We start from the raw sequence: 24,235 nt of genomic DNA, 5'->3' as shown, positions 1-24,235 counted from the left end.
AGAAGAGGAGGTAGATCAGGACGAAAACATGCGTCTTGCCATCGTCGTCGTTCTGCTAATTCCAAGTCCGTTTCTAGCAGGGGGGGCAATACATGCTCTTAATCATGCCTCGAACCTGGGGTTTGAGGTGCAGTGGAACGGAAAACCGGGTTAAGGAGTTGGCGCGATCTTCAAGTATTGATACAGGGTCTCCCGACTGATGCCGAACTCCCGCGCCAGTGTTGATTTCTGCTCGCCGGCGCTGGCGCGGCGGCGCAGCTCGACAACCTGGTTGTCCCCCAGCGCTTTCTTGCGACCCCGGTAGGCACCGCGCTGCTTGGCCAATGCGATCCCTTCGCGCTGCCGCTCGCCGATCAAAGCCCTCTCAAACTCCGCGAACGCTCCCATGACTGACAGCAGCAGGTTCGCCATCGGCGAGTCTTCGCCCGTGAAGCTCAGGCATTCCTTGACGAATTCAATCCGTACCCCGCGCTTGGTCAACGTCTGCACCAGCCGGCGCAGATCGTCCAGATTGCGCGCCAACCGGTCCATGCTGTGCACGACTACCGTGTCGCCTTCGCGGGCGAACGACAGCAAAACGTCGAGCTGCGGCCGCTGTGTATCCTTGCCCGAGGCCTTGTCGATGAACAGCTTGTCCACTTGGACCTGATCGAGCTGACGCTCTGGATTTTGGTCGAAACTGCTGACCCGGACATAACCGATGCGTTGACCTCGCAAAACGTGCCTTCTTAACAAGACGTGTCAGGAAAGACTCTATGACTGTTCAAGGCATATGTCAACAAATTGCGATACTAACCCTATCCTGACGGCTTACGCTGGGGCTTCTGACATCAGGTTAGGGTATAGCCTATGCTGACGCGACCGTACCACTTGATGGAATGTGTAAAATGTCAACTCCCGTAAAGTGCTTTTGGCTTTGTCCGCGTCGCAAGGTAAAATACGACATGATCCTCGACCAAAAATCTCCGCAGTACATGACATCATCCGAGCTTGAAGAAGCTATTCGGCGTCACCGCGAACATACCAAGAAGCTACTCGCCGAGGTGCGTAATCGTCGCGCTGGCGCCCCTCGCACTAATCCTGCAATTCCGGTGTAAAGTCAGCAGAGTAGCGACGTCGGATCAAAAACCACGCCTCACTAAAGGATTAGCGCCCGATTTTTTTTCCGTTTCCTTTGCAACAACCCGGGATTGTCGAGCTGCGGCTGCTTGGGCCCGCGCTGGCCAGGGTCGCCGGCCGACGCGTCGTCCTGTTGGAGCTGCCACACCCGCCCAAAGCCCTGGCACTCGCGGCGTTGGGCCTGGCCCCTGGAAACGTGATCTGGCTGCACAGCGGCCGCACCGCTGACACGCTTTGGTCGGCCGAGCAAGTCCTTCGCAGCGGCAGTTGCGGCGCGCTCTTGTAGTGGATGAATAAAAACATCACTGCGTGGCCATGCATGCCGTTGATTTGACAAGTGCATATCGCCTAGTTACGCCTAGAAATTCTCACTAGATCGGAAAATCTTTACGCCTGCACCTAGGCGCTCGAATGGATAAAACTGTCACAAGGCGTAATGCCGTTCAGTTAAGCTAAAAAAAGCCGCTTCGATTCACATCGGAGCGGCCTTTCTCGTAGGTGAAACTCCGTTTCTAGCTGCCTGAAGGTAGCTAAAACGCGCTTAACTGAACACCATTAGTCACAAGGCGTCCATTTCATTCCTTGAGAGCACTTAGAATTCTTCCCATTCCTTCGCGGCGCTGATAGCCGTGGTATTTTCGCGCAGCGGTGCCGGTGGGCGTGAGGGCGTGGAGATTCGGCTGCGTGACACCGCAAGGGCGGGTACTGCTTTACTGCTGAGGGGGGCGGTTGCCGGCGTCCGCATGACAGCCGTCACCGCGGTACGGTTGCCATCCAGCTGGAAAGCACTCACGACCTGCGCCAAATGGCTCGATTGCTCCTGCAGCGATTCTGCCGCGGCCGCGGCTTCCTCCACCAGGGCGGCATTCTGCTGCGTGACTTGATCCATCTGGCTAATCGCCTGATTGACCTGCTCGATCCCCGCGCTCTGTTCCTGACTGGCGGCCGTGATTTCACCCATCATGTCCGTGACACGCTTGACGCTGCTGACGACTTCATCCATGGTGCTTCCTGCGTTGGCAACCAATTTGCTGCCAGCATCGACCTTTTGCACCGAGTCGCCGATCAAGGTCTTGATCTCCTTCGCGGCTGCTGCGCTGCGCTGCGCCAGGCTGCGCACTTCCGTCGCCACCACCGCAAAGCCACGCCCCTGCTCGCCGGCACGGGCAGCTTCCACGGCGGCATTGAGCGCCAAGATATTGGTCTGGAAGGCAATCCCATCGATGACGCCAATGATATCGACGATCTTTTTGGCGGAATCGTTAATGGCGCTCATCGTATCGACTACTTGGGACACCACGGCGCCGCCCCGGATAGCGACGTCCGATGCCGACACGGCCAGTTGGTTGGCCTGGCGGGCATTGTCGGCGTTCTGCTTCACGGTGGACGTGAGTTCCTCCATGGAGGAAGCGGTTTCTTCCAGCGAACTGGCCTGCTGTTCCGTACGCGAAGACAGGTCCATATTCCCTGCGGCGATCTGGCTGCTCGCGGTGGCAATCGTGTCGGTGCCGGTGCGGACTTCCCCAACGATCTTGACCAGACTCTGGTTCATGTCTTTTAGTGCCTGCAGGAGCTCGCCTGTTTCATCCTTGCTGCTGACGGTAATCTGGTGAGTTAGATTTCCTGCGGCGACGGTCCGCGCAATTCCAACTGCGGTATTGATGGGGACAGTGATGCTGCGCGCCGTCAGCCATGCCAACAGCGCACCGAGTGCCACCGCCAACGAACTGACGCCGATCATGAGTGCATGTGCGCTGTCATACGCCGCCGCCGCCCGGGCAGACGCTTCCTCGTTCAACTTTGTTTCGAGCGCAATCAGTTCACCTACCTCATTGATCAGCCGGCGCTGCACGGGACGCAATTCCCTGATTAGAAAGGCTGTGGCTTCCTCGGCCTTGTTCGCAAGGCCCAATTCGGCAGCCCTGTTAATCATAGGCGTCGCAACCTTTGCTGTCTCTAGAATCCTGGTGTAGATGGCCTTCTCATCCTGCGTCGTGCTTCTGTTCGCAGCAAACATTTTGCCAAGCTCTTCGGTGGCTTCAGTGAACTTCTTTTCTTGCGCGCGAATTCGGTCAAGCTCAGGCTGCATGTCTGCGATTTCAGTAAGCAAAACCAAATTGCGGTTGGCAATTGCGCGCTCAAAAACGGTCACGCGCAACGTCGTTGCCAGCTTTATCTGGACATTGTTCACGTCGGTAATTTCGGTGAGACGCGACTGGATCTGCCCCATACGCTGAAGGCCCAGCACGGCAACAATCACCAGGAAAGCCAATACGGTGGCAAAACCCAGGCCGAGGCGCATGCCGATGCGCAAATTTGAAAATTTCATAAAGTCGTTTCGAAGGCAGGTGAGGTAGTAAGAAGGAGAACGCGAGGTAAGCGCGTGGGACTGATCAAGCGGCCAGGCGGTCCACCAGGCCCATTTCGGTCGATGACAGCAACTGGGCGATATCGATCAGGATCAGCATGCGTTGTCCGAGGACGCCCAGGCCCACAAAATATCGGGTGTCAAGGGCGGTGCCCATGTTCGGGGCCGGCTTGATTTGATCGGGCACTAGGGTGACGACGTCGGAGACGCTGTCGACTATCATCCCGACGATGCGGTTGCTCAGAGCAAGAATGATGACAACGGTGAGCGCGTCGTAAGTCGGCGTGCCCAGATTGAACCGAATGCGCATGTCCACGATCGGTACGATGATGCCGCGCAAATTCATCACACCCTTGATGTGCTCTGGAGCGTTGGCGATGGCCGTGACGGCATCGTAGCCGCGTATTTCCTGCACATTGAGAATATCGATTCCATACTCTTCGCTGCCCAGTTTGAACGAGAGCACTTCGGACAGCGGAGTTTCCGTGCGTAATTTAGTCATTTGCCTTCCAAAGATTTAATTAATTTGATTAATTTGGTTAATTTCATCAAAGAAACATCTTGCCCCTGCTTGAACTTTCCGTCAAGAAAATAATTGCCAAGTGTAACAATTTTGCACACCAGTCTTTCGCCTGTGCAGAAGGATAGGGCGATGTAAACGGTCTTTCTTGAAAACCATTTGCGCAGCTCGCGATTCGAGGATTGCACTTTAGCTATGGCACAAATCCAAGCATAATGCCCGATCTCGGCTCTGCAGGAGAACTCATGCCAGTCAGCTTTCTCTCGAACGATCAACGCGAAAACTACGGCCGCTACCTCGGCCCGCCATCGCCCCACGAACTCGCTCGGTATTTCCACTTGGACGACACAGATCATGCGTTGATCGCACAGAAGCGCGGTGTGCACAATCGGCTGGGCTACGCCGTCCAACTCGGGACGGTGCGCTACCTGGGCACCTTCTTGGAAGACCCGCTGGCCGTACCGCAGCCCGTTCTGCGGACTCTTGCCAAGCAGCTGCGCATCGAAGCGTTGGACAATGCGATCGCCTACAGTGCCGGCGAGCAGCGCTGGCAGCACGCGACGGAGATTCGCGCATCCTATGGCTACGTGGACTTCACGGCCCCCCTGATCGCCTTCCGCCTAACCCGGTGGCTGTACGCCCTTTGCTGGACCGGCACCGACCGGCCAAGCGTGCTGTTCGAGCGCGCGACAACGTGGCTCGTTACGCACAAGGTGCTGCTGCCAGGCTGCACAACCCTCGAACGGTACGTAGCGCGCCTGCGTAGCCGTGTCGAGGAGCGCTTATGGCGCTCGCTCGGCAATGGGATTAGTCTCGACCAGCAAATGCGCCTGGAAGGCCTCCTGGTCCCTTCTGGCGGCACTCGGAGCTCGCCGCTTGATCGCCTGCGTACCGGGCCGGTGGTGGCCAGCAGTCGGTCGATGAGCCTGGCGCTGATGCGACTGCAAGCCGTCCGAGAGCTTGGCATCCGATTGCCGGCCGCCACACGCATCCCGGCCACGCGGGTCGCGGCGCTGGCCCGGTTCGCCGGCGCCGCCAAGGCCAGCGCGATTCTGCGCCTGCCGGTGCTGCGCCGCCTGGCCACCCTGGTCGCGTTCCTGCACTGCCTTGAAGCATCGGCACAGGACGACGCTCTGGAAGTGCTCGAAGTCATCCTGCGCGAGCTTTTCGGTGACGCCGTGAAGGCCGACAGGAAATCGCGCCTCCGATCGCTCAAAGACCTTGACGAAGCGGCGGGCATCCTCGCCAGCGCCTGCCAATTACTGCTGGATGATGCAGTGCCGGATGCGGAGCTGCGCAAGCACTTGTTCGCGCGAATTTCTCCGGACGCGCTCGCGTTAGCCCTTGCCGGCGTTAACAAGCTTATTCGGCCTACCGACAACGTGTATTACCAGGAGCTGGACGCCAAATACAAGACCGTGCGGCGTTTCTTGCCGGCGCTGGCCGAACACATTCAGTTTGGCGCGAATGCCGCTGGCGAACCTTTCATCGCTGCATTCGCCTGGCTTCGCGCCAACATGACGGTGAAGAGGCCCGGCAACGACGCGCCGCGCGAGATCATCACCAAGCCGTGGCAACGCCATGTGCTGCACGATGATGGCGCCATCGACTTCCACGCTTACACTTTCTGCGTTTTGTCCGAATTGCGTATCGCGCTGCGCCGGCGCGACGTGTTCGTAGCCCCGAGCTGGCGTTACGCCGATCCGCGCGCCGGCCTGCTCGACAGCGCCGAATGGGAATCCACGCGTCCTATCATTTGCCGCACGCTGGGCCTGTCGACGGTGCCGGGGCCGACCTTGACCGCGCTGGCCGATGAACTGGACCGCACCTACCAAGCGGTCGCCGCCAGATTGCCCGACAACCAGGCCGTGCGATTTGAGAAGGTAGGCGACAAACAAGAACTGGTGCTCAGCCCGTTGGACAAAATGGACGAACCAGCGTCTTTGATCGCGCTGCGCGCTAAGGTCATGGGCATGCTGCCGCGCGTCGATCTGCCGGAACTGATCCTGGAGATTGCCGCACGCACTCGTTTTACGGACGCCTTCACCCATATATCGGAGCGCACCGCGCGCGCTTCCGATCTGCATGTGAGCATCTGCGCGGTCCTGATGGCCGAGGCCTGCAACACGGGACCGGAGCCGCTGATTCGCGGCGACGTGCCGGCGCTCAAGCGCGACAGGTTGTCCTGGGTGGACCAGAACTACCTGCGCGACGACACCATCACGGCGGCGAACACCGTGCTGGTCGCCGCGCAGGGCCGTTCGGTGCTGGCCAGCGTGTGGGGCGGTGGCGAGGTCGCGTCGGCCGACGGCATGCGTTTCGTAGTGCCGGTGCGGTCAGTGCATTCCGGGCCAAACCCGAAATACTTCGGCGTCGGGCGCGGCGTGACTTGGTACAACCTGATATCGAACCAGTTTTCCGGACTGAATGACATCACGGTGCCGGGCACGCTGCGCGACAGCCTGGTCCTGCTGGCCGTCGTCCTGGAACAGCAGACGGACCTTCAGCCGACCCAGATCATGACGGACACAGGCGCGTACAGCGACGTGGTTTTCGGGCTGTTCCGCCTGCTTGGCTACCGATTCAGCCCGCGCCTGGCCGATGTCGGCGGTACGCGCTTCTGGCGGATCGACTCGAAGGCCGACTACGGGTTGCTGAATTCTGTATCCGGATACAATATCAGCCTGCAAAAGATCGAGCCACATTGGGACGATATGCTGCGCCTAGCCGGCTCGCTCAAGCTTGGCCGAGTGCCGGCAGCGGGCATCATGCGCACGCTCCAGGTGGGCGAGCGTCCGACCAGACTGGCCCGAGCCATCGCAGAGTTCGGCCGCATCGACAAGACCTTGCACACGCTGACGTATATCGATGACGAAGCCAAGCGCCGGGGAACGCTGACCCAACTCAACCGAGGCGAGGGCCGACATAGCGTTGCCCGCGCGGTCTTTCACGGTAAGCGTGGCGAGCTGCGGCAACATTACCGTGAGGGCCAGGAAGACCAGCTCGGCGCGCTCGGTCTGGTGCTCAACATGATCGTGCTGTGGAACACCAGCTACATGGAGGCGGCGCTGAACCAGCTGCGCGCCGACGGCTTTGAGGTGAGGGATGAGGACATGGCCAGGCTATCGCCGCTGCTGCACGAACACATCAACATGCTGGGGCGGTATTCGTTCTCCGTACCCGACGCGGTGGCCAAGGGCGAGCTCCGGCCGTTGCGTAACCCGGCGAGCGATGAGTAAACCGGCCAGCCGGGATACGGCTAGAAATAGCACATAAGCGAAAAACGTATAACAAGCGGGTTCTATATAACCACGGGGCTTAACAGCGCTTGTTTTTCCATTGTTCCAGAGACGGCCCACAGCGCGCGGCAAACTTTTACCTTTTCAAGCGGATGGGCGCCGGTCGCCATGGCTTAGCGTCGGGACTTATCGGGTTCAAACTGCGGCAGGATGGTCGGAATTTTCTGGGGTTCCGGCTCAGCTCCCCCTTAACCCGGTTTTACGTTCCACTGCACCTCAAACCCCAAATATCGTGTATGCATCGGTCGATTCTGGGCAAGACGACTCGCCGTAACCACGCAGGTCTGGGGCAATGACACGGTAGCCAGCAGCGGCAAGTGCGGGCACTAGCTTGTGCCATGATTTCGATGTTTCGGGAAAGCCATGGCAAAGTAGTATCGCTGGGCCTTCGCCGGCTTCGAGATACGATAGCGTGATTCGGTTCACATCAACTGATTTGCGTTGCATATCATCCTCCTGACTTTGAATTCGTAACATCATATGTTGCGCATTTCGAGCAGTCAAGTAGCGTAACATATAGTGTTACGAATATGAACCAACAACACGAGGTAGGAATGAGACACGACGGTAGGCTATCGCGCATGCTTCATGTGCTGATACACATGGAAAAAAGGGGCGGCAAGACTACTTCCGAGACGATTGCCCTAATGCTAGGCACTAACCCCGTCGTCGTTCGTCGCACCATGGCGCCGTTGAAGCAGGCCGGCCTTGTGACCTCTGATGGTGGAGCAGGTGGTGGGTGGTCGCTTGCTCGTGTTATCGACGGTGTGACGATCGGGGATGTCTATGAAGCGCTTGGCTCGCCTTCAGCGTTAGCGATCAATGTAGCAGTCGATCACAAGATCTGTCCGGTAGAGCGAGCCGTAGTCGCCAAACTAGGCGCCGTATTCGAAGATACGGAGAAGTTCATGCTTGAGCGGATGCGAGATGTGACACTTGGAACGCTAGCAAAAGATGCGGACCGTATTTAGTCAAACCAACTGCAGACAGCAGATAGGAAACGTCTGCTATGGGTCGGTGCCGGCCTGTCGCGGCCACCACTGAATTTTCAACCCGGCAACCTGCTATGCTTCCCTGAACGGCCGGATTCTGCCAGAAGCTGACCTTCCCAAGATTCAATTAAAGATTACGAATATGAAATCGGACTGCCAAAAATTAGAAAATAAGAATCTTAGTTTCCGACTGGCGACGTTAGAAGACCTTGAAGCCGTTTCAAGGTTTGACGCTACGGGGCTTTGTTGCATAAATCAGCAGAGTTCGTAATTCCCCAAACCCCAGGCGGAATTACGGCATGCTCACCGCCATAATCGTAGGCGTGCCCAACCGGGTGAACCGATTGAGAATGGCGGCACGGACCTGTAGTTCCGCGACCTGACGGTCGAAATCACGTGCCATAACGCGTTCACCGAGCAGCTTGAAACAACGCATCTTGGTCTCGACAAGGCTGCGCCGGTGATAGCCGCTCCACTTCTTCCAGATTTTCCTGCCCAGTAGACGCGTGGCCGCCAGGATGGCGTTGCGGGCTGTGGCGCCTGGGCGCCGATCCTTCCATGGCTTGGCGTTCTTACGAGTTGGAATAACCGCTTGTGCCCCACGTTGCGCGATCGCTTCATGACAGTCTTTGGTGTCGTAGGCACCATCACCGCTGACGCTTGCGACGGTCTCGCTGGCGGGAATTTGGTCGAGCAGGTATGGCAGCATCTGCGCATCGCCTGTGGCGTTGTCGGTCACTTCAATGGCCCGGATTTCCAGCGTGGCCGCATCAATGCCAAGGTGGACCTTACGCCACTGACGACGATAGTCGGTCCCATGTTTTTTGGTCTTCCACTCGCCTTCGCCCAGCATCTTAATGCCCGTGCTGTCGACTAGGAGGTGCAATCCGGTTACAGTCGGCTGCGCTCCGATCGTTACCGGTAGATATTTCTGGCGCCGGCTAACGGTGCTGAAGTCAGGCACCTGCCAGTCCAGGCCAGCGAGCTTGAGCAGGCTTTGCGCCATGCCCATCGCCTGGCGCAGGGCCAGATTGAACAAGCCCTTGATGGTCAGGCAGAACTGGATTGCCGCCTCGCTGTACTTCGGTCGCCGGCCCCGCTTGCCGCTGGCACTGCCGTGCCAGCGCATGTCCTTTTCCAGCCAGATGAGCAGCGAGCCGCGCGCCTTCAGCGCCGTGTTGTAGTCTTTCCAGTTGGTCGTTCGGTACTTTGGTTTTGCTGGGGCAGTCATGCCGTCAGTTTACCCCGCACCCACGCTAGACCGCTGAACGGGGCCTATTTGTGCAACAAAGCCCGACTGTGCTAAGATTCATGGTATAAATAATTTGTCAATTCGGGCACGGGATGACACTCAAGGGGCATTCGGTGACGGCGGACGCGCGGTTTCACAAAAGTTTAGTTTGGCCGAGCAAGCCTTGTCCTTTCATCATTATGTCGTTCTCGACGGATGGAATGACGGGTCGGTCGATTAATCATCCATTGATAACGTTCAGCAGTTTGAGGGGTAGGCGTAGAGTACTGGTATGCTCACATGCTTACTTGGAGTTTTTCACATAGACAATTGGACAAGCCCCGTACCAGGTAATCTGATTTCATGGCCGACTTAGCACACCGAAAGTTCTATCCTTTACAAAGAATGCGCCGAGCTGTCGAACGAGCAATCGAGGCGACGACCCTAGCAGAAAAGGAGCAAGCCACACGCTGGGCCGAGGCGTGGGGAGCGTTTGCGGGAATTGTTGGAAATGGTAAGCAAAGTCATGCTAATCAAACCGACAAGTCGATTGGATCCAATCTGAACAGTGAGTGTGGGAAACAAAAGAAAGCCCCGTGAACCGAGGCTAAGGGCCGACTAAGCCGTGTCAGGAGACACTTCAAGGATAAGGCCTATGATCGTCTACTACAACCCCTTTTCGAGGCGACGGAGCAGACTAGTTAAGCTACTTCCGTATCTCGGCTTTATCTTTATACGTCGCCTTGACTTATACCAGCAGAGAATGCGGAACGAATAAAGTCCTCGCGGCTGCGCGCAGCGAGGCGAACGTTATGGCGCTTTTCCCATCCAATCGTTGAGACCGTTTGACCTTTATGGTCGTGGCCAGGCCACAGGCGCGTCTGGTCGGGTAGCGTGAACAGTTTCTCCTTGATGCTGCTGTAGAGCGCATCAGGACATCCAGACTCGGAGTCAATGCTGCCATGGTCATCAATGAGCAATGTATCCCCAGTGAACACATTGCCGCGCCAGGCATAACTCAAACTGCCGGCGGTAAGACCTGGAGTACTGATTACCCTAATCTCCTCATCGATGCCAAAACGGATGACGGCGCGGTCATGCAACGCAACCCCAGACTTACTAGTACTATCTTGAATGTGCACCGCGTTAAGGGCGCCCGTTAGGCGGCACAACCGTCCAGCACGAGTAGATGGATCCCCATAGGGGCGTGTGGCTAAAACGTAGACCAACTCCAGGCCAAGGCGTTCAAGATGTCGAACATCGCGCTCACAGTAGTGGTCGATCGGGTCGATAATAACCGCATGTCCTGAGTTGGGCGCGACCAGGATATAGCTAAAATTCGACGCATCGCTATCGAAGAGCTGGATTGGATTGAACGACATGGCGAGAGGCTCGTTAAGTAGGGACGATTTTTCTACTATAGCTGTTTTCAAGCGCAAGGCATGCGACGAGTCACGTGTGCAGATCAAGTAGTTAGCAAAGTGTAGCGGTTGACGTTAAAACTCGAGCGCCCAGGCATAGCCAAGTAGCGCTACGATAGTGACGGCGCGGCTGAGAGCCGGCCGTACCTACAGGGTCGCAATCTTAGGCTGGGCCTGCGCGCTCTCGATCAGGGCGAGCTGGCGCCACTGTATTGGGCATATGTCGACAAGCCAGCCGTTACAGAAGCGCCTCTCCTGAAGCACAACATGTGTGCTTTTGTGAATTTGGCTAACTTCATACCGTTGGCGTTGCGTTAGCCAAAACATGCGCCAAGACCTTTTTGCCATTAGCTCCGATTCTATAAGTAGCGCCCCAGCCTTGAAACGCGATGATAGTTATACTCTGCAACAAACGCGCGCCGCCGATACCAAAATGTGCAGCCATGATAGGCCGCAAACGCAAGAGGTGGCCAGGCCCATGCTGTCAGTGAAACACTAGCAGCAAGCACAACTGTAAGTACGCTGATGGATATGGCAAAATCACGAGCAACATCGAGCTGGGCTTTTGTAATCTCAGCCTGACGTTCAAGTTCAAACTCAGTCATCGCGCGCCTCGCCGAAAATAGAGCCAGTTCTGCAGTTCAGCAGCAGCAACCTAGCCGCGAATTCTGGGTTCATACGATCCTGCGCGCAAGAACTTGGCTTCGCTGTCGCTACAAAACCTGATCGACCAACGATCACGTGGCCGATCAGCCTTACGTTCCCTATCTACGCAGCGAATCCCTGATTTCGCGGAGCAAGACGATATCCTCGGCCGTCGCGGGCGCGGCCGGCGGCTGTCTGCGCGTCATGCGGTTCATCGCTCGAATCATGAGGAAGATGATGAAAGCCAGGATCACGAAGTTGATGGCAACTGTCAAAAAATTGCCGTAGGCGATGACTGCGCCGCCTTTCTTTGCCTCGCTGAGCGCCAAGCCAAGAGGCTGACCATTCAAAGGGAGATAATAGTTGGCAAAATCCAAACCACCAAGCAGTTTTCCCAATGGCGGCATGATGATGTCTTGAACTAATGAATCGACAATTCGTCCAAACGCACCACCAATGATCACACCGACAGCCAAGTCGACCACGCTTCCCTTCATTGCAAACTCTTTAAATTCGTTCATCATTGACATCATGGCTCCCAAAAAGTTGGTGGAATTTGTATCATAAATCAGTTGCAAAAACTAAAACAAGGAAATTCTCCATGCTTCGTTCGTTGCAGCCCAAGCAATTTTTTGATGCAACACCGCAACACTAGTTAAAATTTAATCACGTTGTTTAAAATAAATTCTTAAGCGCTCATTCCGCGGCCTTTCTCTGACTCTATTTAGAGTTAGACTTCTTGTGAACGAGTATCAGCTGTGATCTACCGTGAAGATAAATCGTGGCCTTGTAGGAGCCATCATGCGCAGGTCTATCAAAAATCTTCACAAACAAATCCAGGCACTGCTCAGCTTTATGGCTGACTATAGGTCGGGTCGAAAAATTGTTCTGGTTTGCACCGCCTTGGCCGGAGCAACATGCGCGCTCATCTGGCTGTTCACGATACGCTCGCTCGACAACTATGAACTTGCGCACGTCAATCGTGGCAAGACCGAAGCGCGGGCCGCCGCCGCAACTGGGGCAAGGACCATTGCCGCAGTGATCGACACGATCGACGATACGATCGTCGGGATGCAGTCGTCGCTCAAATCTGGCGATCGACACAGGGGTGCGGCGCCTGTCATACACGTTTTTCCGATACCGGGAATTATCGGAATTCAAGTTTCTAATAGTGCTGGAACGCTTCAGTTATCTAACAGCCCGGCTCGACAGTCCTCGCTGGCATCGTTGCCACAACTCGAACTTGAGCATCTTTTTCAAAGTGAGGCCCTATCGATCTGGCCGTCCGCTGACGCCCATTCGATGCGGCTGCATTTCGCCCGTTCATTCTTGGCAGAACCCGAGGCCGAGCGTGGGTTGGTGTCTCTCAGCGTTACGCCTGAATTTTTCTCCAATATAGGAATCAATACCCCAGGTGGTCGGGCGATGTGGCTTGCTATTATCGATCGCTCCGGCCGAACTTTGATCGCTTCCCCAGCGCTTTCGCCTCGGACGTTAGAACGAGGGAAGTTCGGATCGGTGACACAAGCACAGCTTTGGGACAAGTCCCACTTTCGTGATGGCCGTGCACGATTCGTTGAGACCGCGCCAATCGCCGGCTATCCATTGTCGGCCTTGATCGGCGTTGATTTTTCTGTCGAGTCAGAAGACTACAGTGCGTTTCGGACTCGAACCATTTGGGTAACAGCTGCTGGATCTGTTGCCGCTGTTGCGGTATCAATGCTTTTCATTGGATTCTTGCTGACCCTTGCCTGGCGAAAGCAAGAGGTGACGACGACTCAAGAGACCTACAGGATGGCAACTGAAGGGAGTAACGAGGGTTTTTTCATTGTTGAAGTGCTGCTAAACTCAAACGGATCGGTCGAAGACTTTACGGTCGTCGACTGCAACCGCACCGGTGCCGCGTTTTGCAACAAAGATCATAGCACCCTGGTAGGCCAGCGATTCTCGCAGCTATACGGAGCGCGCAACTTCGATCGTATCGACAAAATTCTGTGCCAGGCTTATTTTGATTCCAGCTTTGAAGGCGAAGCAGAGTTCTACGGGCCTGGACCCATGGTCCGCTGGATGTTCATACGCGCAGTCAGATCGAGTAACCGGCTAGCGGTAACGCTTCGCGACATCTCGGAGTCTAAGGCCCATCTTGACGAATTGCAGTACAAGAGCACACATGATTCACTGACCGGTCTTCCTAACCGGCTCTGGCTATTAAACCATCTACCGTCAACCCTGAGCCTCGCTGATGAAAGCGGTCGAACCGCTGCCCTACTGTTCATCGATCTCGATGGGTTCAAGATGGCAAATGACACGATGGGGCATGCTGCTGGAGACGAACTGTTGCAACATGTAGCTCACCGACTCAAGGACGCGGTCAGGCCTCATGACAACGTCGTACGTATTGGCGGAGATGAGTTCGTCATTGTTTTACAGAGCAATGTCAACGATGACGGGGCCGCGGCTATTGCAACACGGATTATTACAGGATTTCGAACGGCATTCACCTTAAGTAAAGGATCGCACAATCTGGGAGCGTCAATTGGCATCGCGATGTTTCCGAGAGATGGAAACGATGCAGCCACGCTCCTGCAAAACGCCGATGTCGCAATGTATTCGGTGAAGACTAGTGCCCAGAAAGGTACGTACAGGTTTTTTGAGCCGAAGCTATACGACGATTTGCGCAGCAAGGCTACGCTCGACATTGCGTTGAAGAACGCCATACAGAGCGACCAGTTTGAGGTTTATTATCAGCCGCGACTCGCCATTGATGAAGCAAGACCAAGCGGTATGGAGGCTCTCATGCGGTGGAATCATCCTACAAAAGGCTGTTTAAGCCCAGCTTTGTTCATTTCCTTGGCCGAGGAAAACGGAACCATCATCGAACTTGGCCTGCTGGTGTTACGGAAGGTCTGTACGCAACTCCAAAAATGGGGTGCTACGGGTTCGCCAGTTGTGCCGATTTCAATTAATGTCTCACCTCGACAGTTTCAACAATCTGACTTTGCGCAAAGGTTCTGTGAGACTGTGGCAGAATCGGGAGTGCCGTTTCATTTGATTGAAATTGAATTGACAGAATCAGCAATGATGGCAAAGGGAAATCACATTCGCGACGCCATTAATTTGCTGAGAGCGCACGGAATCAAGCTCATCATAGATGATTTCGGAACAGGCTATTCGTCGCTCGCACAACTACAGGAATATTCATTCGATGTCTTAAAGGTCGACAAGGCATTTACCGATCGTATTGCATTGACTGCAGAGGCAAAGATCCTGTTTTCCGCCATCGTTGCCATGGCCCATGGGCTAGGAATGAGCGTCGTAGCTGAGGGAGTGGAAGATGCAACGCAGCTTGAACTACTCAAACAATTGCGGTGCGACGAAATCCAAGGCTTTTTGATATCGCATCCGTTGGCCGCCAATTCTGATCAATCGCAAATGTTCAAAAATGCGATTAAAAATTTCGAGAATGCAGTTCGCAACGTTGGCGAGTAGTTCCTGGCTCGTTAGGTGCTGCCATATGCCAAGAACCGTCCCGCCTGCCCCGTGATCGGGCGGGAAAGCCAACCACCACGATCACTGCTAAGTTAGTTGAGTCCTTCCTTGGATTGGCCTCTCTCCGTTGGGGCCTGAGTCCACGTCTTCGCACTTGTAACAAGTAACGCGCTTGAAACTTCTTGTCCAGGCTTAAGACTTGCCGTTGCTACTCAGTTAATTTTGGCTGTGGTGCAAACCTGCAGCTCGGCTAGAATGACGAGCTTTGCCCAGCATGCGTAACCCTCCAAGCAAAACTGATCTTTTCAAGGGCCGACACTTCGAACAAGAGATCATTATTCTCTGCGTACGCTGGTACCTGCGCTACAAGCTGTCGTATCGTGACCTGGTCGAGATGATGGCCGAGCGCGGCCTGTCAATCGCTCACACGACAATCCTGCGCTGGGTCCAGCGTTACGCGCCGGAGTTCGACAAGCGCTGGAGTCGATTTTCATCGCAGGCAGGTACTTCTTGGAGAGTGGATGAGACCTACGTCAGGATCCGTGGCCGGTGGGCTTATCTCTATCGGGCTGTGGATGCATCAGGCAAGACCATCGACTTCCGGCTCAGCCCGCGGCGCAACGTCGCCTCGGCAAAAGCCTTTTTTCGCAAGGCCGTACGTTCTCAGGGTCGGTCGCCGGAAACCATCACACTGGACGGCTATGCAGCCTCGCACAGGGCCGTTCGCGAACTTCAACAGCAAGGAAGGCTTCCCGAGCTGACGAAGCTTCGCTCGTCAAAATACCTAAACAATCTAATCGAGCAGGATCATCGCAATGTGAAGTCCAGGCTGAGCGTCATGCTAGGCCTGAAAAGCTTCGCTTCGGCTGCCACGACAATTCGAGGCGTCGAGCTCATACATCGCATTCGCAAAGGCCAGTTCGACTTACGAGATCTGGCAACTCAGGGGCAAACTCCGTCCGAAATCTGGGCAGCTGTCTTAGCAGCATGAACCCATTCGGTGAATATGCCGCTTTGCGCCGGTTCACTCGTAATTTGCACCAGAGCCGCTTCGTCTGCAGCATGAGCCGCAAAGGTAACTGCTGGGATACTCAGTTTAATATGGTCTAGAACGCCTGCCGAATCTGACCCGTGCTGGGATTGGCCAGTTTGCCTTTGCGTTGACCTGTCGATTTGGTCAGAGCGTTCCCCGAGCGTTGCCGGGCCCAGTGCTTGTGACCTAATAGGAGCTTTGTACTGCACCGTGAGTGTCCTGTCCGGCAAGTGGGGTTGGTGATGCGCCCACCTAGGAATGAGGAGCGCGAGATGGACGGTCATGCAAAACAAGACGAAGTAATCTTGGGTGTTGATACACATCTGGACACCCACGTCGGCGTGGCAATCAGCCAAAGCGGCAAGTTTCTTGGAACGTACGCGGCACCAACGACCCAGTCAGGATATTTATCGTTGCTAACATGGGCCCGATCATTCGGCTGCGTTTGTAGAGCCGGTGTTGAAGGAACTGGGACGTATGGTGCCGGCCTTGCTCGCGTTTTACGCGAGCAAGGGATAGAAGTGTTGGAGGTAAATCGCCCTGACCGTAGTAAGCGCAGATTGAAGGGAAAGTCCGATCCTACCGACGCCGAGAGCGCTGCGCGCTCTGTTCTCTCGGGAGTGGCAACTGCCATCCCAAAAATCCAGTCTGGTGCGGCTGAAGCCTTGCGGACCATTTCCGTCGCCAGGCGTAGTGCAGTCAAGGCCAAGACACAAGCAATTAACCAGCTGCGTGCGATTCTAATCAGTGCACCCCAGGATATCCGAGAACGTCTGTGGAAACCAAAAGCCGAACATTGCGTGGCGGCCTGCGCGCATTTGCGCAATCTGGGACCGACCTTACTTCTACAGACATTGACCACTGCGTTGCGACTTCTCGCAAAACGCTGGCTTGCACTGGCTGCTGAATTGAAGGAGCTCGATGCGAGCTTGGAGACTTTGACCAATGTTTCAGCGCCACATCTGAGAGCACAGTTTGGCATTGGCCCGCAAACTGCTGCTGTGTTGATTGCAACGGCCGGGGACAATCCAGAGCGCTTGCGTAGCGAGGCGGCGCTTGCAGCCCTTTGTGGCGTAAATCCTCTCCCCGCGTCGTCGGGTAAAACTGTACGACACCGGTTGAATCGCGGCGGAGATCGCCAGGCCAACAATGCGCTCTGGACCATCGCGATGGTTCGAATGAGAAGTGAACCAAGAACCCGCGCGTACGTTGCCCGGAGATCGGCAGAAGGCATGTCAAACAAGGAGATTCATCGCTGCTTGAAGCGCTACATTGTGCGGGAACTTTATCCGCTGATCATGGCGGATCTCGCCTCTGTAGCAGAGGTTTCTTGACATAGGAGCGTCAACGCCGTCGCTGAACGCTTCTTCCTAAACCTGAAGATGGAGCGTGTCTGGCAGCGCAATTATGCGAACCACGCGGAAGCGAAGTTGGATGTGGCCAATTACATCGCCGGCTTCTATAACTGTGAGCGCCTGCACTCAGTACTGGGCAATCTGCCGCCCAGCGTCTATGAACGCACAATGGCAGAGAAAGAATTTATCGTCGTGTCCGAAATTACTTGACCACTACAGTCGAGGCTGAGGCATGCAGCTGGGGCTGCAGACAAATCTTTATTGAGGATCTACCTAAGGAACAGCAAGCTTACTGTATGGAAATGGGTTATAAAATTGTCAACGAACCTATTTAGTCGACCTCTGATCGAACTGTCCCTTTTTTGTCAAAAAGTCTGCTTAACCTGATCCCTAGTTTAGTGTAGCTATACTAGGGATGGAATATCAAGACCTTTGTGCTATCCAACCGACCTCAACGTTAGCCCTTCAGTTGACGATCTAACCCTGCTGTCTAATTTAGTCTAGAACCATAAAGCGTTGCGGGTCAACCTTCCATTTTTTTGGGGATTCGTGGCTTATAATTTTGTCGCCTCCACCAAAACCAATTCCGCGTGCCAGATCGACCGTTTCCGGCCTAATATATGTTTGGGTCTTAGTGTTGTAAAACACATTGACCTTGGGCGTGAGCAGACTGGTTTCGTGCGGCTCGACTACCACGCCCAAGCGGCGTGACTCCAGCAGCACTAAGGTACCAACAGGATATATGCCTACGCAGCGTACGAATTCCTGCATTAGGGCTGGGTTGAAGTGAAATTTGCTCCACTCGTACATCTTGCGTAACGCCTCGGCCGCCTGCATGCCCTTATGATAACAACGGTCGGTTGTGATAGCGTCATAGACATCGACGATAGCCGCCATCTGCGCCATCTCGCTGATTTCCTGCTCGCCCTGGCGATCCGGGTAACCTGTACCGTCGCGTCGTTCGTGGTGGTGCAAGGTAATATCAAGCGGGATTGCTCCGATCTCTGGCGTACGACACAGGATGTCGTAGCCGTCTCTTGGATGCTTGCGTACTACCTCCAATTCTTCGTTGCTCAAGCGGCCTGGTTTATTCAGGATATGGTCGGGGACTAGTGCTTTGCCGGTGTCGTGCAGCAATCCTCCGATACCAGCTTGATATATCGTATCGGCATTCAGTTTGCGGGAACGACAAAATGCCACCAGCAGCGTGCATACGCTGACCGAATGCAAGAAAGTGTATTCATCTTTTTTTTTAATCACAGACAGGCCAAGTAAAGCGCTGGAATTACGCAGGATCGAAGCGGTAATGTTTTCCACTACTGGCGATACTCTGTCCAGTTCTACTGCCTTGCCCAACTTTGCATCTTGCATCACAATACGCACTAGATCCGCGGCCTGGCGCTGAATCACAGCTGCGCGATTGAGCTCTTCAGCCAATGATACAGGCAGCGGCGCTACCGGCTTGACTGCGAGTGCAATTACCTCAGCCTCGGTTGCCGCTGCTGCTTCTTCAATCGTGGGAGCATCGTCCACATCCAATCCGCGCGCGCAATCGATCGTCACCCTGCGGATACCGGCATGAATGATTTTTTGGATTTCTTCCTGGCGAGTGATGACGAAACGAGGGAGGACAAAAGGGTGCTCCATCCAGCCACAATCAAGGTCCTGGATAAACATACCAGTGCGAAGATCCGAGGAGTCGAGTGTTTTAAGCATAATTCATTGAAGGATAATTTCTACTACAAGAAACTTGTACCGAGCGACCTTTGGCGGAACGGCAAGCTGGTGATCGCGATATGGCTACTTTGTCTGTGCCGAGCCGCTATAGCTAGGCAACTAACTTCAACTTTGTTCTTTCAGTTGGGCGAGTTGCCTTGGTCGATACACCTGCTAGCAACCCACCCTGGAGGACGAAGCGACTCACTAACTCTTCGAGTGCCATCGCATCATCCCTCAATGAGGCAGTTGTTGCCGCGACCTCTTCGACCAGGGCTGTGTTCTGCTGATTGATGGTATCAAGCTCGCTTACGGCTTGGTAAGTCTGTTCGATGGCGACCGATTGCTGTTCGGTTGCATCGGCAATCTCGGCCACCAGGCCGGACACGTTGCCAATTTCTGTGACGATATCCTGCATCGTCGTGCCGGCATCTTGGACCAGAACGCTACCAGCCTTAATCTGGTTCACTGAGCTGTGTATCAGTTCCTTGATTTGATGGGCGGCACCTGCCGAGCGCTGCGCAAGTGTACGGACCTCACTAGCGACAACGGCAAAGCCTCGTCCTTGTTCGCCTGCGCGTGCGGCTTCTACCGCAGCGTTCAATGCGAGAATGTTTGTCTGGAAAGCAATGCTGTCGATGACATCGATAATTTCGACTATGCGCGTCGACGAAGATTCGATGCCGGTCATGACCTCGACCACTTGGCCGACGACAGTTCCTCCATGGGCAGCAACTTCCGCAGTGTGTTTTGCCATCGAGCTGGCCTTGCGCGCATGCTCAGCGTTGTTGCGGACGGTCGAGGTTAACTCTTCCATGGCAGCGGCTGTCTCTTCGAGCGTGCTTGCTTGACGTTCGGTTCGTGCCGAAAGATCCAGGTTGCCCGCAGCGATTTCAGTCGCACTGGTGGTTAGCGTGTGCGCGCCTACGCGTACCTGGCCAACTATCGAGTTCAGGCCATCGCTCATGTCGTTCAGCGCACGCAGCATCGAGCTACTTTCGGACCTGTCTTTGGGATCGACTTCCACTCGCTGAGTGAGGTTGCCACCGGCGACGCCATCAGCAACATCAACGGCACGTGCCATGGGTATGACGATTGATCGCGTCACCCATCGGGAGAACATTGCGCCACCGGTCAGCGTGACCAGGGCGAGGCCGAGCATCAAGTTTCTCGCGGTTTTGTAGGCGGCTGCCGTAGCCTCTGCATCAGCTGCGCTTTTTTTCTGTTGCCTATCCTTGAGTGCCTGGATCGTGTTTTGCCATTTGGTTGTGGCCGGTCCCGCAGTATCGAGAAGGAAGCGAGTTGCGTTCTCATCACCGGCCAGTGCCATCTCGACGAAACGGTTGTTCAGTGGACGTACCTCTTTCGATAAGTCCGCCAGTTGCTGTACCAGGTCTTTCCCTTGTGGATCCAACTGCATGGTACTGAGACTGGCCAAGGCTTGGTCATAGCGTTCGCGGGCGGCTACTACCTTGCGTTGTTCTTGTGCTGCGGCTTCACGGTCCTTGAGCAGAGCCATTGAGCGGACTACGCGCGCGACGACATGCACCGAGTCGGACATCTGTTCGAGCAGCTCAATCTTCTTCATGTTGATGTGGACGATGTTGGCCGTGGCTTGATTGGTTGAGACATCTTGTACAAGCCAGTAGCAGCGACTACCATCAAGGAAGCCAACACTGCAAAAAAACCGATACGCAGCCGCGTTGTGATTGAAGTGTGGGATAGCATGATAGTCATATATTGACAGGAGACGTTGGCCGTCGGAAGTTAGGACTCCTTTGGTAGGAGCGACAAGGGTGGGGTCACACGGACAATTTATCATGCCATCGGGAAACTAAGAACCATTAGAGAGTAAATTCATCATTCCTATCGCATAAAATTAACTATTAGTTAAGAAACTGCGTTTAATGTGTTGTTTTATTGCGGAAAATCAACAAAATTGATGATTTTGAAAAGGCCTATTCATGGATGCCGTTCATGTTATAGACCTACAGAAGAGCTCGAAGACGCCACTCAAGCCTCTACATGCGAAACAGTGCGTCCAGTGCATGCGGGTATCGGACTTGCGTAGGACTGTACGTACACGTCATCCAATGGAAAAACAGGTCACCGATCTGATCAAGATTGGCCGATCATGTCACAAGCCGTGAACTCTACTATTGATAATGCTCTTTATCAGCCAAGCATTTATCAATTTAGCTAACCCATAATAAATTTAATATCACAACTTGAGTGAAAATAAGACAATTTTTGCTCCTTTGTTTGACATAAATTACGTTAAAGGCGCCAAGATTACAACTTAGAATGAATCAGCGCTTCCCTAAAATTTCCTCCGCGCCGCTTGTTGTTATCGCTGGTTTATTCTTTAATTTTTTACTGAATGCTGAGAATTCAGAACTCGTACTTTTCCTTGCGCTGAATAAAGGCATCACGACCACCTTCGAGAATACTAGCTACATGATCGCGGATCATCGGCACGTCAATCGAACCTTGTGCTTCCAGTCCGAGGTATCCTTGGTTCTCTGCAGCCGTAAAAACACCGATCCACTCGGCATCGCCAAAGACTGGGATATTTGCATTGTGTGTTGCGAACAGGAACTGCCGACAGGTTTTCGCTTCTCTCAGCTCGGTAACGATCCGATTTGCGATGAAGGCATTGTCCAAGTTGTCCTCCGGCTGATCCATAATAAGAGGATCGACGTTTTCCAAGAGAAGCATGTGTAAGATGGCTGTGCATTGCTGACCTGTCGAGAGCTTACTGAGCTGCCGAAAGACTGGTTCGGCCTGGCCATGGGCGACATTCAAAAAAATATCCACGCGGTGTTCTAGCTCCAACGCTTCCAGCTCCATGATCTGCGAAGACTGGAGCTTGGTAAGTGCATCGGCTACCATTTGCGTGACTCCCCAGTCCAGTTGTACGTTGGATGAACCTTTCTGTATCGACTGCGCCAATGACAACGAGCTGATCGTCACTGCTTCATCAATAAACGCAAGCCGCTTTTCGCCAATGCCATCTAGTTTACATCCCAGTAGAAAGTTCAATAGCGGCGTGCGGTCAGCCTCTGGCACGATCTCCACCCTGAGCTTGCCTTCCAGATGCTTGTTTAATTTTTTCACGGCCTTCTGCAATGCTTGAATGCGCTGCCCCTTTAAATCGGACAACTCGGCCAACAAGTTACGTCGCTCCTGCTTTAAGGTATCCTGCAGTGTCTGATGGTTGAACACTCGCGATTTCATCGGCTTAATGCGCTCGATTTCGCTCATAAGCCGCTGGTAGGCAACACCAACTACTTGCCCACTCTTGCCCGCAGTTGCAGGCAAAGTCCGAAGTGCCTTTTCTAACTCGGCCTCGTAGCCCTGAATGGCCTGCTGCCACGTCACATGCTCGGCAGTGAACTGGCGCGTCCCTTCATCAAGCAAGATCTGCATAGTAGTCAAATGGCTGACAAAACCTTGCTTGAGTCCTTCAAGTGACGTACGCATGGCAAGCAACTGGGTAGCATCTGGCAACCCGCCAAGAGCTTCATCGTCGAAAAATGCGAGGTTGGGAAGGCTGTCACTCAGGCTCGAGAGCGCGTCCTTAAAGCTTTGCATGCCCTCGATAGCGGTTTTCGCAATCTCATGCTCGCGCGCAAGCAATGAGGTTTTGGCCAGTTTTTCCTTGATGCCCAGCTCATCGAATCCTCGAAGCTGCTCTTCAAGCTTAGGTAAACGCTCAACCTGAGCCTTCAAGTCATCGAGGTCGGTCAAAGATTTCGTGAGATGCTTCTGGTTCTCCTTTAAGCGCTTATGCACATCAGGGCTCTTCGCTTCATAATCGCCATTATGGGGAAGGAAGCGATCCAGCAACTGTAACCGGCTGGTCTCATCTTGGGCCAACTCGTAAATCTCGTTTTGCCCATAAATGTCAATGCCCGGAAGTAAGTCGCGTGGGTGTAGGGTGGAGACATTGCCATCTATATCACGCACCATCGGCGGCTCGCCATGGCGGCGAGAGATGGTGTATTGCCTGCCATTCTGGGCTGATGAAATCACCGTGAGTTCAACTCGACCAGCTGACCGGCCAAGGTTTTCCTTAATGATTTCTTGGTGGAGTTTTTGGGCCTGCCTGCCCTTGGGCGGAAAATCCAAGGCATAACGCAAACATTCAAGCAAGGTTGACTTGCCTGTGCCACGCCCACCTATGACGGTGTTAAGGTGATCGGAAAAGTCTACTCTGATACCATCGAGGTAGCCACCTGCCACTGTCATGCGCACAATTTTGCCAATGGATATTTGAGCCTTTTGCGAGTTGAGACGGATTCGCGATCCGGGATCAAGGAAGGCAACTTTGAACGCGGCGAAGTTGGGCCTTGTCATCTTAACGAAGCAAGTCGCCCCCGGTTGCTCCAAGTCGTCAGGTTTGGCGACATCTTTGGCATTGATCGCCGCAACTGGCCGCTCACGCCGGTAGTTAGCGTCCTGGTTCAAGAACACCTTTCGGTAGAAGTTGCTCTCGACGTTGACCAAGTCATCTATCTGTCCCGGAATCTGGGCCGCGCGCAGCTTAGGGTGCTTCCAAACGTGGTTTAGTCGATTCTTTAAGAGCCCACTATCCTGTGTGCAGTGCGCGGCATAGATAAACCCGCCAAGTTGATCGACCTGTTCGATCAACTCTTCCGAACTCAAGCGGGAAGGCCGGATACCATCCGTTGGATCAAGCAACCTGAGGTGCCCAAGATAGCGATCAAGCTGCTGTACCGTCGTATCCTCGGAAAAAAGGCAAACGTAATGGGTCTTGTCGTTTGAAGCGATCTCAAAGCCGGGGAACACCACAATTCCATTTGGCTGGAGAACCTGACGTAAGGCATCGACACTGGTTACACTGCCATGGTCGGCCAAACCTACAACCGTAATATCCAGATCAAGACACTTCTGAAGTAGGGCTTGGTTGTAGCTGCCTTCGTCCAATCCATGATCGGCTCCCCGATAGATGCCGTTGTAGCCGACAGGATTGACCTGTAGCGCGCAACGCCAAAATCTCGCGTAAGTGTATTGGTCGCTCATA

At 54.4% G+C, this 24,235-nt stretch carries 16 protein-coding genes and 1 pseudogene; 6 read left to right on the top strand and 11 right to left on the bottom strand.

The genetic code is table 11. From position 1 onward, the window contains the following. Positions 1-150: 150 nt before the first annotated feature. The 3 genes from AC56LN_RS22185 to AC56LN_RS22175 form a co-directional block, all read right to left on the bottom strand. Positions 151-717: a recombinase family protein gene (locus AC56LN_RS22185; protein WP_499574746.1), complete on the bottom strand. Its 567-nt coding sequence runs from the start codon at positions 715-717 to the stop codon at positions 151-153. A gap of 994 nt (positions 718-1,711) precedes the next feature. After that, on the bottom strand, positions 1,712-3,448 hold the full coding sequence (locus AC56LN_RS22180) for a methyl-accepting chemotaxis protein (protein ID WP_499574745.1): 1,737 nt from the start codon (positions 3,446-3,448) through the stop codon (positions 1,712-1,714). 64 nt (positions 3,449-3,512) lie between these two features. After that, positions 3,513-3,989 carry a chemotaxis protein CheW gene (locus AC56LN_RS22175; RefSeq protein ID WP_499574744.1) on the bottom strand — a complete coding sequence of 159 codons (477 nt, stop codon included), beginning with the start codon at positions 3,987-3,989 and terminating at the stop codon, positions 3,513-3,515. A gap of 263 nt (positions 3,990-4,252) precedes the next feature. Here AC56LN_RS22175 and AC56LN_RS22170 point away from each other — a divergent pair, with 263 nt between their 5' ends. Beyond that, positions 4,253-7,246: a Tn3 family transposase gene (locus AC56LN_RS22170; protein ID WP_499574743.1), complete on the top strand. Its 2,994-nt coding sequence runs from the start codon at positions 4,253-4,255 to the stop codon at positions 7,244-7,246. Between the two features lie 276 nt (positions 7,247-7,522). Here AC56LN_RS22170 and AC56LN_RS22165 read toward each other — a convergent pair whose 3' ends face one another. Beyond that, positions 7,523-7,753, bottom strand: a complete 231-nt coding sequence (locus AC56LN_RS22165) for an alpha/beta fold hydrolase (RefSeq protein ID WP_499574742.1) — start codon at positions 7,751-7,753, stop codon at positions 7,523-7,525. An 83-nt stretch (positions 7,754-7,836) separates the two neighbouring features. Here AC56LN_RS22165 and AC56LN_RS22160 point away from each other — a divergent pair, with 83 nt between their 5' ends. Continuing rightward, on the top strand, positions 7,837-8,277 hold the full coding sequence (locus AC56LN_RS22160) for an Rrf2 family transcriptional regulator (RefSeq protein ID WP_499574741.1): 441 nt from the start codon (positions 7,837-7,839) through the stop codon (positions 8,275-8,277). Positions 8,278-8,590: 313 nt separating this feature from the next. On the opposite strand, the gene AC56LN_RS22155 is transcribed toward AC56LN_RS22160, so the two are convergent. The 4 genes from AC56LN_RS22155 to mscL form a co-directional block, all read right to left on the bottom strand. Next, a complete protein-coding gene (locus tag AC56LN_RS22155) occupies positions 8,591-9,529 on the bottom strand; it encodes an IS5 family transposase (RefSeq protein WP_499574740.1) in 939 nt (312 codons plus the stop codon). 731 nt (positions 9,530-10,260) lie between these two features. Beyond that, entirely contained in the window at positions 10,261-10,911 is a 651-nt protein-coding gene (locus AC56LN_RS22150) for an MBL fold metallo-hydrolase (RefSeq protein WP_499574739.1), read from the bottom strand. A gap of 398 nt (positions 10,912-11,309) precedes the next feature. Beyond that, the gene (locus AC56LN_RS22145; RefSeq protein ID WP_499574738.1) at positions 11,310-11,555 is read right to left on the bottom strand and encodes a hypothetical protein; all 246 of its coding nucleotides are present in this window, start codon (positions 11,553-11,555) and stop codon (positions 11,310-11,312) included. Between the two features lie 159 nt (positions 11,556-11,714). Beyond that, entirely contained in the window at positions 11,715-12,125 is a 411-nt protein-coding gene (gene mscL, locus AC56LN_RS22140) for a large conductance mechanosensitive channel protein MscL (RefSeq protein WP_499574737.1), read from the bottom strand. Between the two features lie 271 nt (positions 12,126-12,396). Here mscL and AC56LN_RS22135 point away from each other — a divergent pair, with 271 nt between their 5' ends. The 4 genes and pseudogenes from AC56LN_RS22135 to AC56LN_RS22120 all read left to right on the top strand — a co-directional run. Continuing rightward, complete coding sequence (locus tag AC56LN_RS22135; protein ID WP_499574736.1) at positions 12,397-15,084, top strand: putative bifunctional diguanylate cyclase/phosphodiesterase; 2,688 nt, start codon at positions 12,397-12,399, stop codon at positions 15,082-15,084. Between the two features lie 274 nt (positions 15,085-15,358). Continuing rightward, positions 15,359-16,075 carry an IS6 family transposase gene (locus AC56LN_RS22130; protein WP_288064078.1) on the top strand — a complete coding sequence of 239 codons (717 nt, stop codon included), beginning with the start codon at positions 15,359-15,361 and terminating at the stop codon, positions 16,073-16,075. Between the two features lie 314 nt (positions 16,076-16,389). Next, positions 16,390-17,451, top strand: a complete 1,062-nt coding sequence (locus AC56LN_RS22125; RefSeq protein ID WP_499504476.1) for an IS110 family RNA-guided transposase — start codon at positions 16,390-16,392, stop codon at positions 17,449-17,451. A 12-nt stretch (positions 17,452-17,463) separates the two neighbouring features. Then, a pseudogene (locus tag AC56LN_RS22120) lies at positions 17,464-17,682 on the top strand (IS3 family transposase); the annotation flags it as partial. A gap of 285 nt (positions 17,683-17,967) precedes the next feature. On the opposite strand, the gene AC56LN_RS22115 reads toward AC56LN_RS22120, so the two are convergent. The 3 genes from AC56LN_RS22115 to AC56LN_RS22105 all read right to left on the bottom strand — a co-directional run bounded on the left by AC56LN_RS22115 (position 17,968) and on the right by AC56LN_RS22105 (position 24,234). Further along, complete coding sequence (locus AC56LN_RS22115; protein ID WP_499574735.1) at positions 17,968-19,188, bottom strand: HD-GYP domain-containing protein; 1,221 nt, start codon at positions 19,186-19,188, stop codon at positions 17,968-17,970. Between the two features lie 112 nt (positions 19,189-19,300). Continuing rightward, positions 19,301-21,010 carry a methyl-accepting chemotaxis protein gene (locus AC56LN_RS22110; RefSeq protein ID WP_499574734.1) on the bottom strand — a complete coding sequence of 570 codons (1,710 nt, stop codon included), beginning with the start codon at positions 21,008-21,010 and terminating at the stop codon, positions 19,301-19,303. Positions 21,011-21,579: 569 nt separating this feature from the next. After that, the gene (locus AC56LN_RS22105) at positions 21,580-24,234 is read right to left on the bottom strand and encodes a TrlF family AAA-like ATPase (RefSeq protein WP_499574733.1); all 2,655 of its coding nucleotides are present in this window, start codon (positions 24,232-24,234) and stop codon (positions 21,580-21,582) included. Position 24,235: the final 1 nt, after the last annotated feature.

The sequence above is a fragment of the Telluria sp. ZT3P26 genome (genome assembly GCF_059686035.1).
This window is presented reverse-complemented; position numbering and strand designations above follow the sequence as displayed.

Bases quoted from the DNA above. Each gene is read 5' to 3' on its own strand.
- AC56LN_RS22155 (WP_499574740.1), bottom strand. From the start codon at position 9,529: ATGACTGCCCCAGCAAAACCAAAGTACCGAACGACCAACTGGAAAGAC.
- AC56LN_RS22175 (WP_499574744.1), bottom strand. From the start codon at position 3,989: ATGACTAAATTACGCACGGAAACTCCGCTGTCCGAAGTGCTCTCGTTC.
- AC56LN_RS22130 (WP_288064078.1), top strand. From the start codon at position 15,359: ATGCGTAACCCTCCAAGCAAAACTGATCTTTTCAAGGGCCGACACTTC.
- AC56LN_RS22150 (WP_499574739.1), bottom strand. From the start codon at position 10,911: ATGTCGTTCAATCCAATCCAGCTCTTCGATAGCGATGCGTCGAATTTT.
- AC56LN_RS22165 (WP_499574742.1), bottom strand. From the start codon at position 7,753: ATGCAACGCAAATCAGTTGATGTGAACCGAATCACGCTATCGTATCTC.
- AC56LN_RS22110 (WP_499574734.1), bottom strand. From the start codon at position 21,010: ATGATAAATTGTCCGTGTGACCCCACCCTTGTCGCTCCTACCAAAGGA.
- AC56LN_RS22125 (WP_499504476.1), top strand. From the start codon at position 16,390: ATGGACGGTCATGCAAAACAAGACGAAGTAATCTTGGGTGTTGATACA.
- AC56LN_RS22105 (WP_499574733.1), bottom strand. From the start codon at position 24,234: ATGAGCGACCAATACACTTACGCGAGATTTTGGCGTTGCGCGCTACAG.
- AC56LN_RS22115 (WP_499574735.1), bottom strand. From the start codon at position 19,188: ATGCTTAAAACACTCGACTCCTCGGATCTTCGCACTGGTATGTTTATC.
- AC56LN_RS22160 (WP_499574741.1), top strand. From the start codon at position 7,837: ATGAACCAACAACACGAGGTAGGAATGAGACACGACGGTAGGCTATCG.
- AC56LN_RS22145 (WP_499574738.1), bottom strand. From the start codon at position 11,555: ATGACTGAGTTTGAACTTGAACGTCAGGCTGAGATTACAAAAGCCCAG.
- AC56LN_RS22170 (WP_499574743.1), top strand. From the start codon at position 4,253: ATGCCAGTCAGCTTTCTCTCGAACGATCAACGCGAAAACTACGGCCGC.
- mscL (WP_499574737.1), bottom strand. From the start codon at position 12,125: ATGTCAATGATGAACGAATTTAAAGAGTTTGCAATGAAGGGAAGCGTG.
- AC56LN_RS22180 (WP_499574745.1), bottom strand. From the start codon at position 3,448: ATGAAATTTTCAAATTTGCGCATCGGCATGCGCCTCGGCCTGGGTTTT.
- AC56LN_RS22135 (WP_499574736.1), top strand. From the start codon at position 12,397: ATGCGCAGGTCTATCAAAAATCTTCACAAACAAATCCAGGCACTGCTC.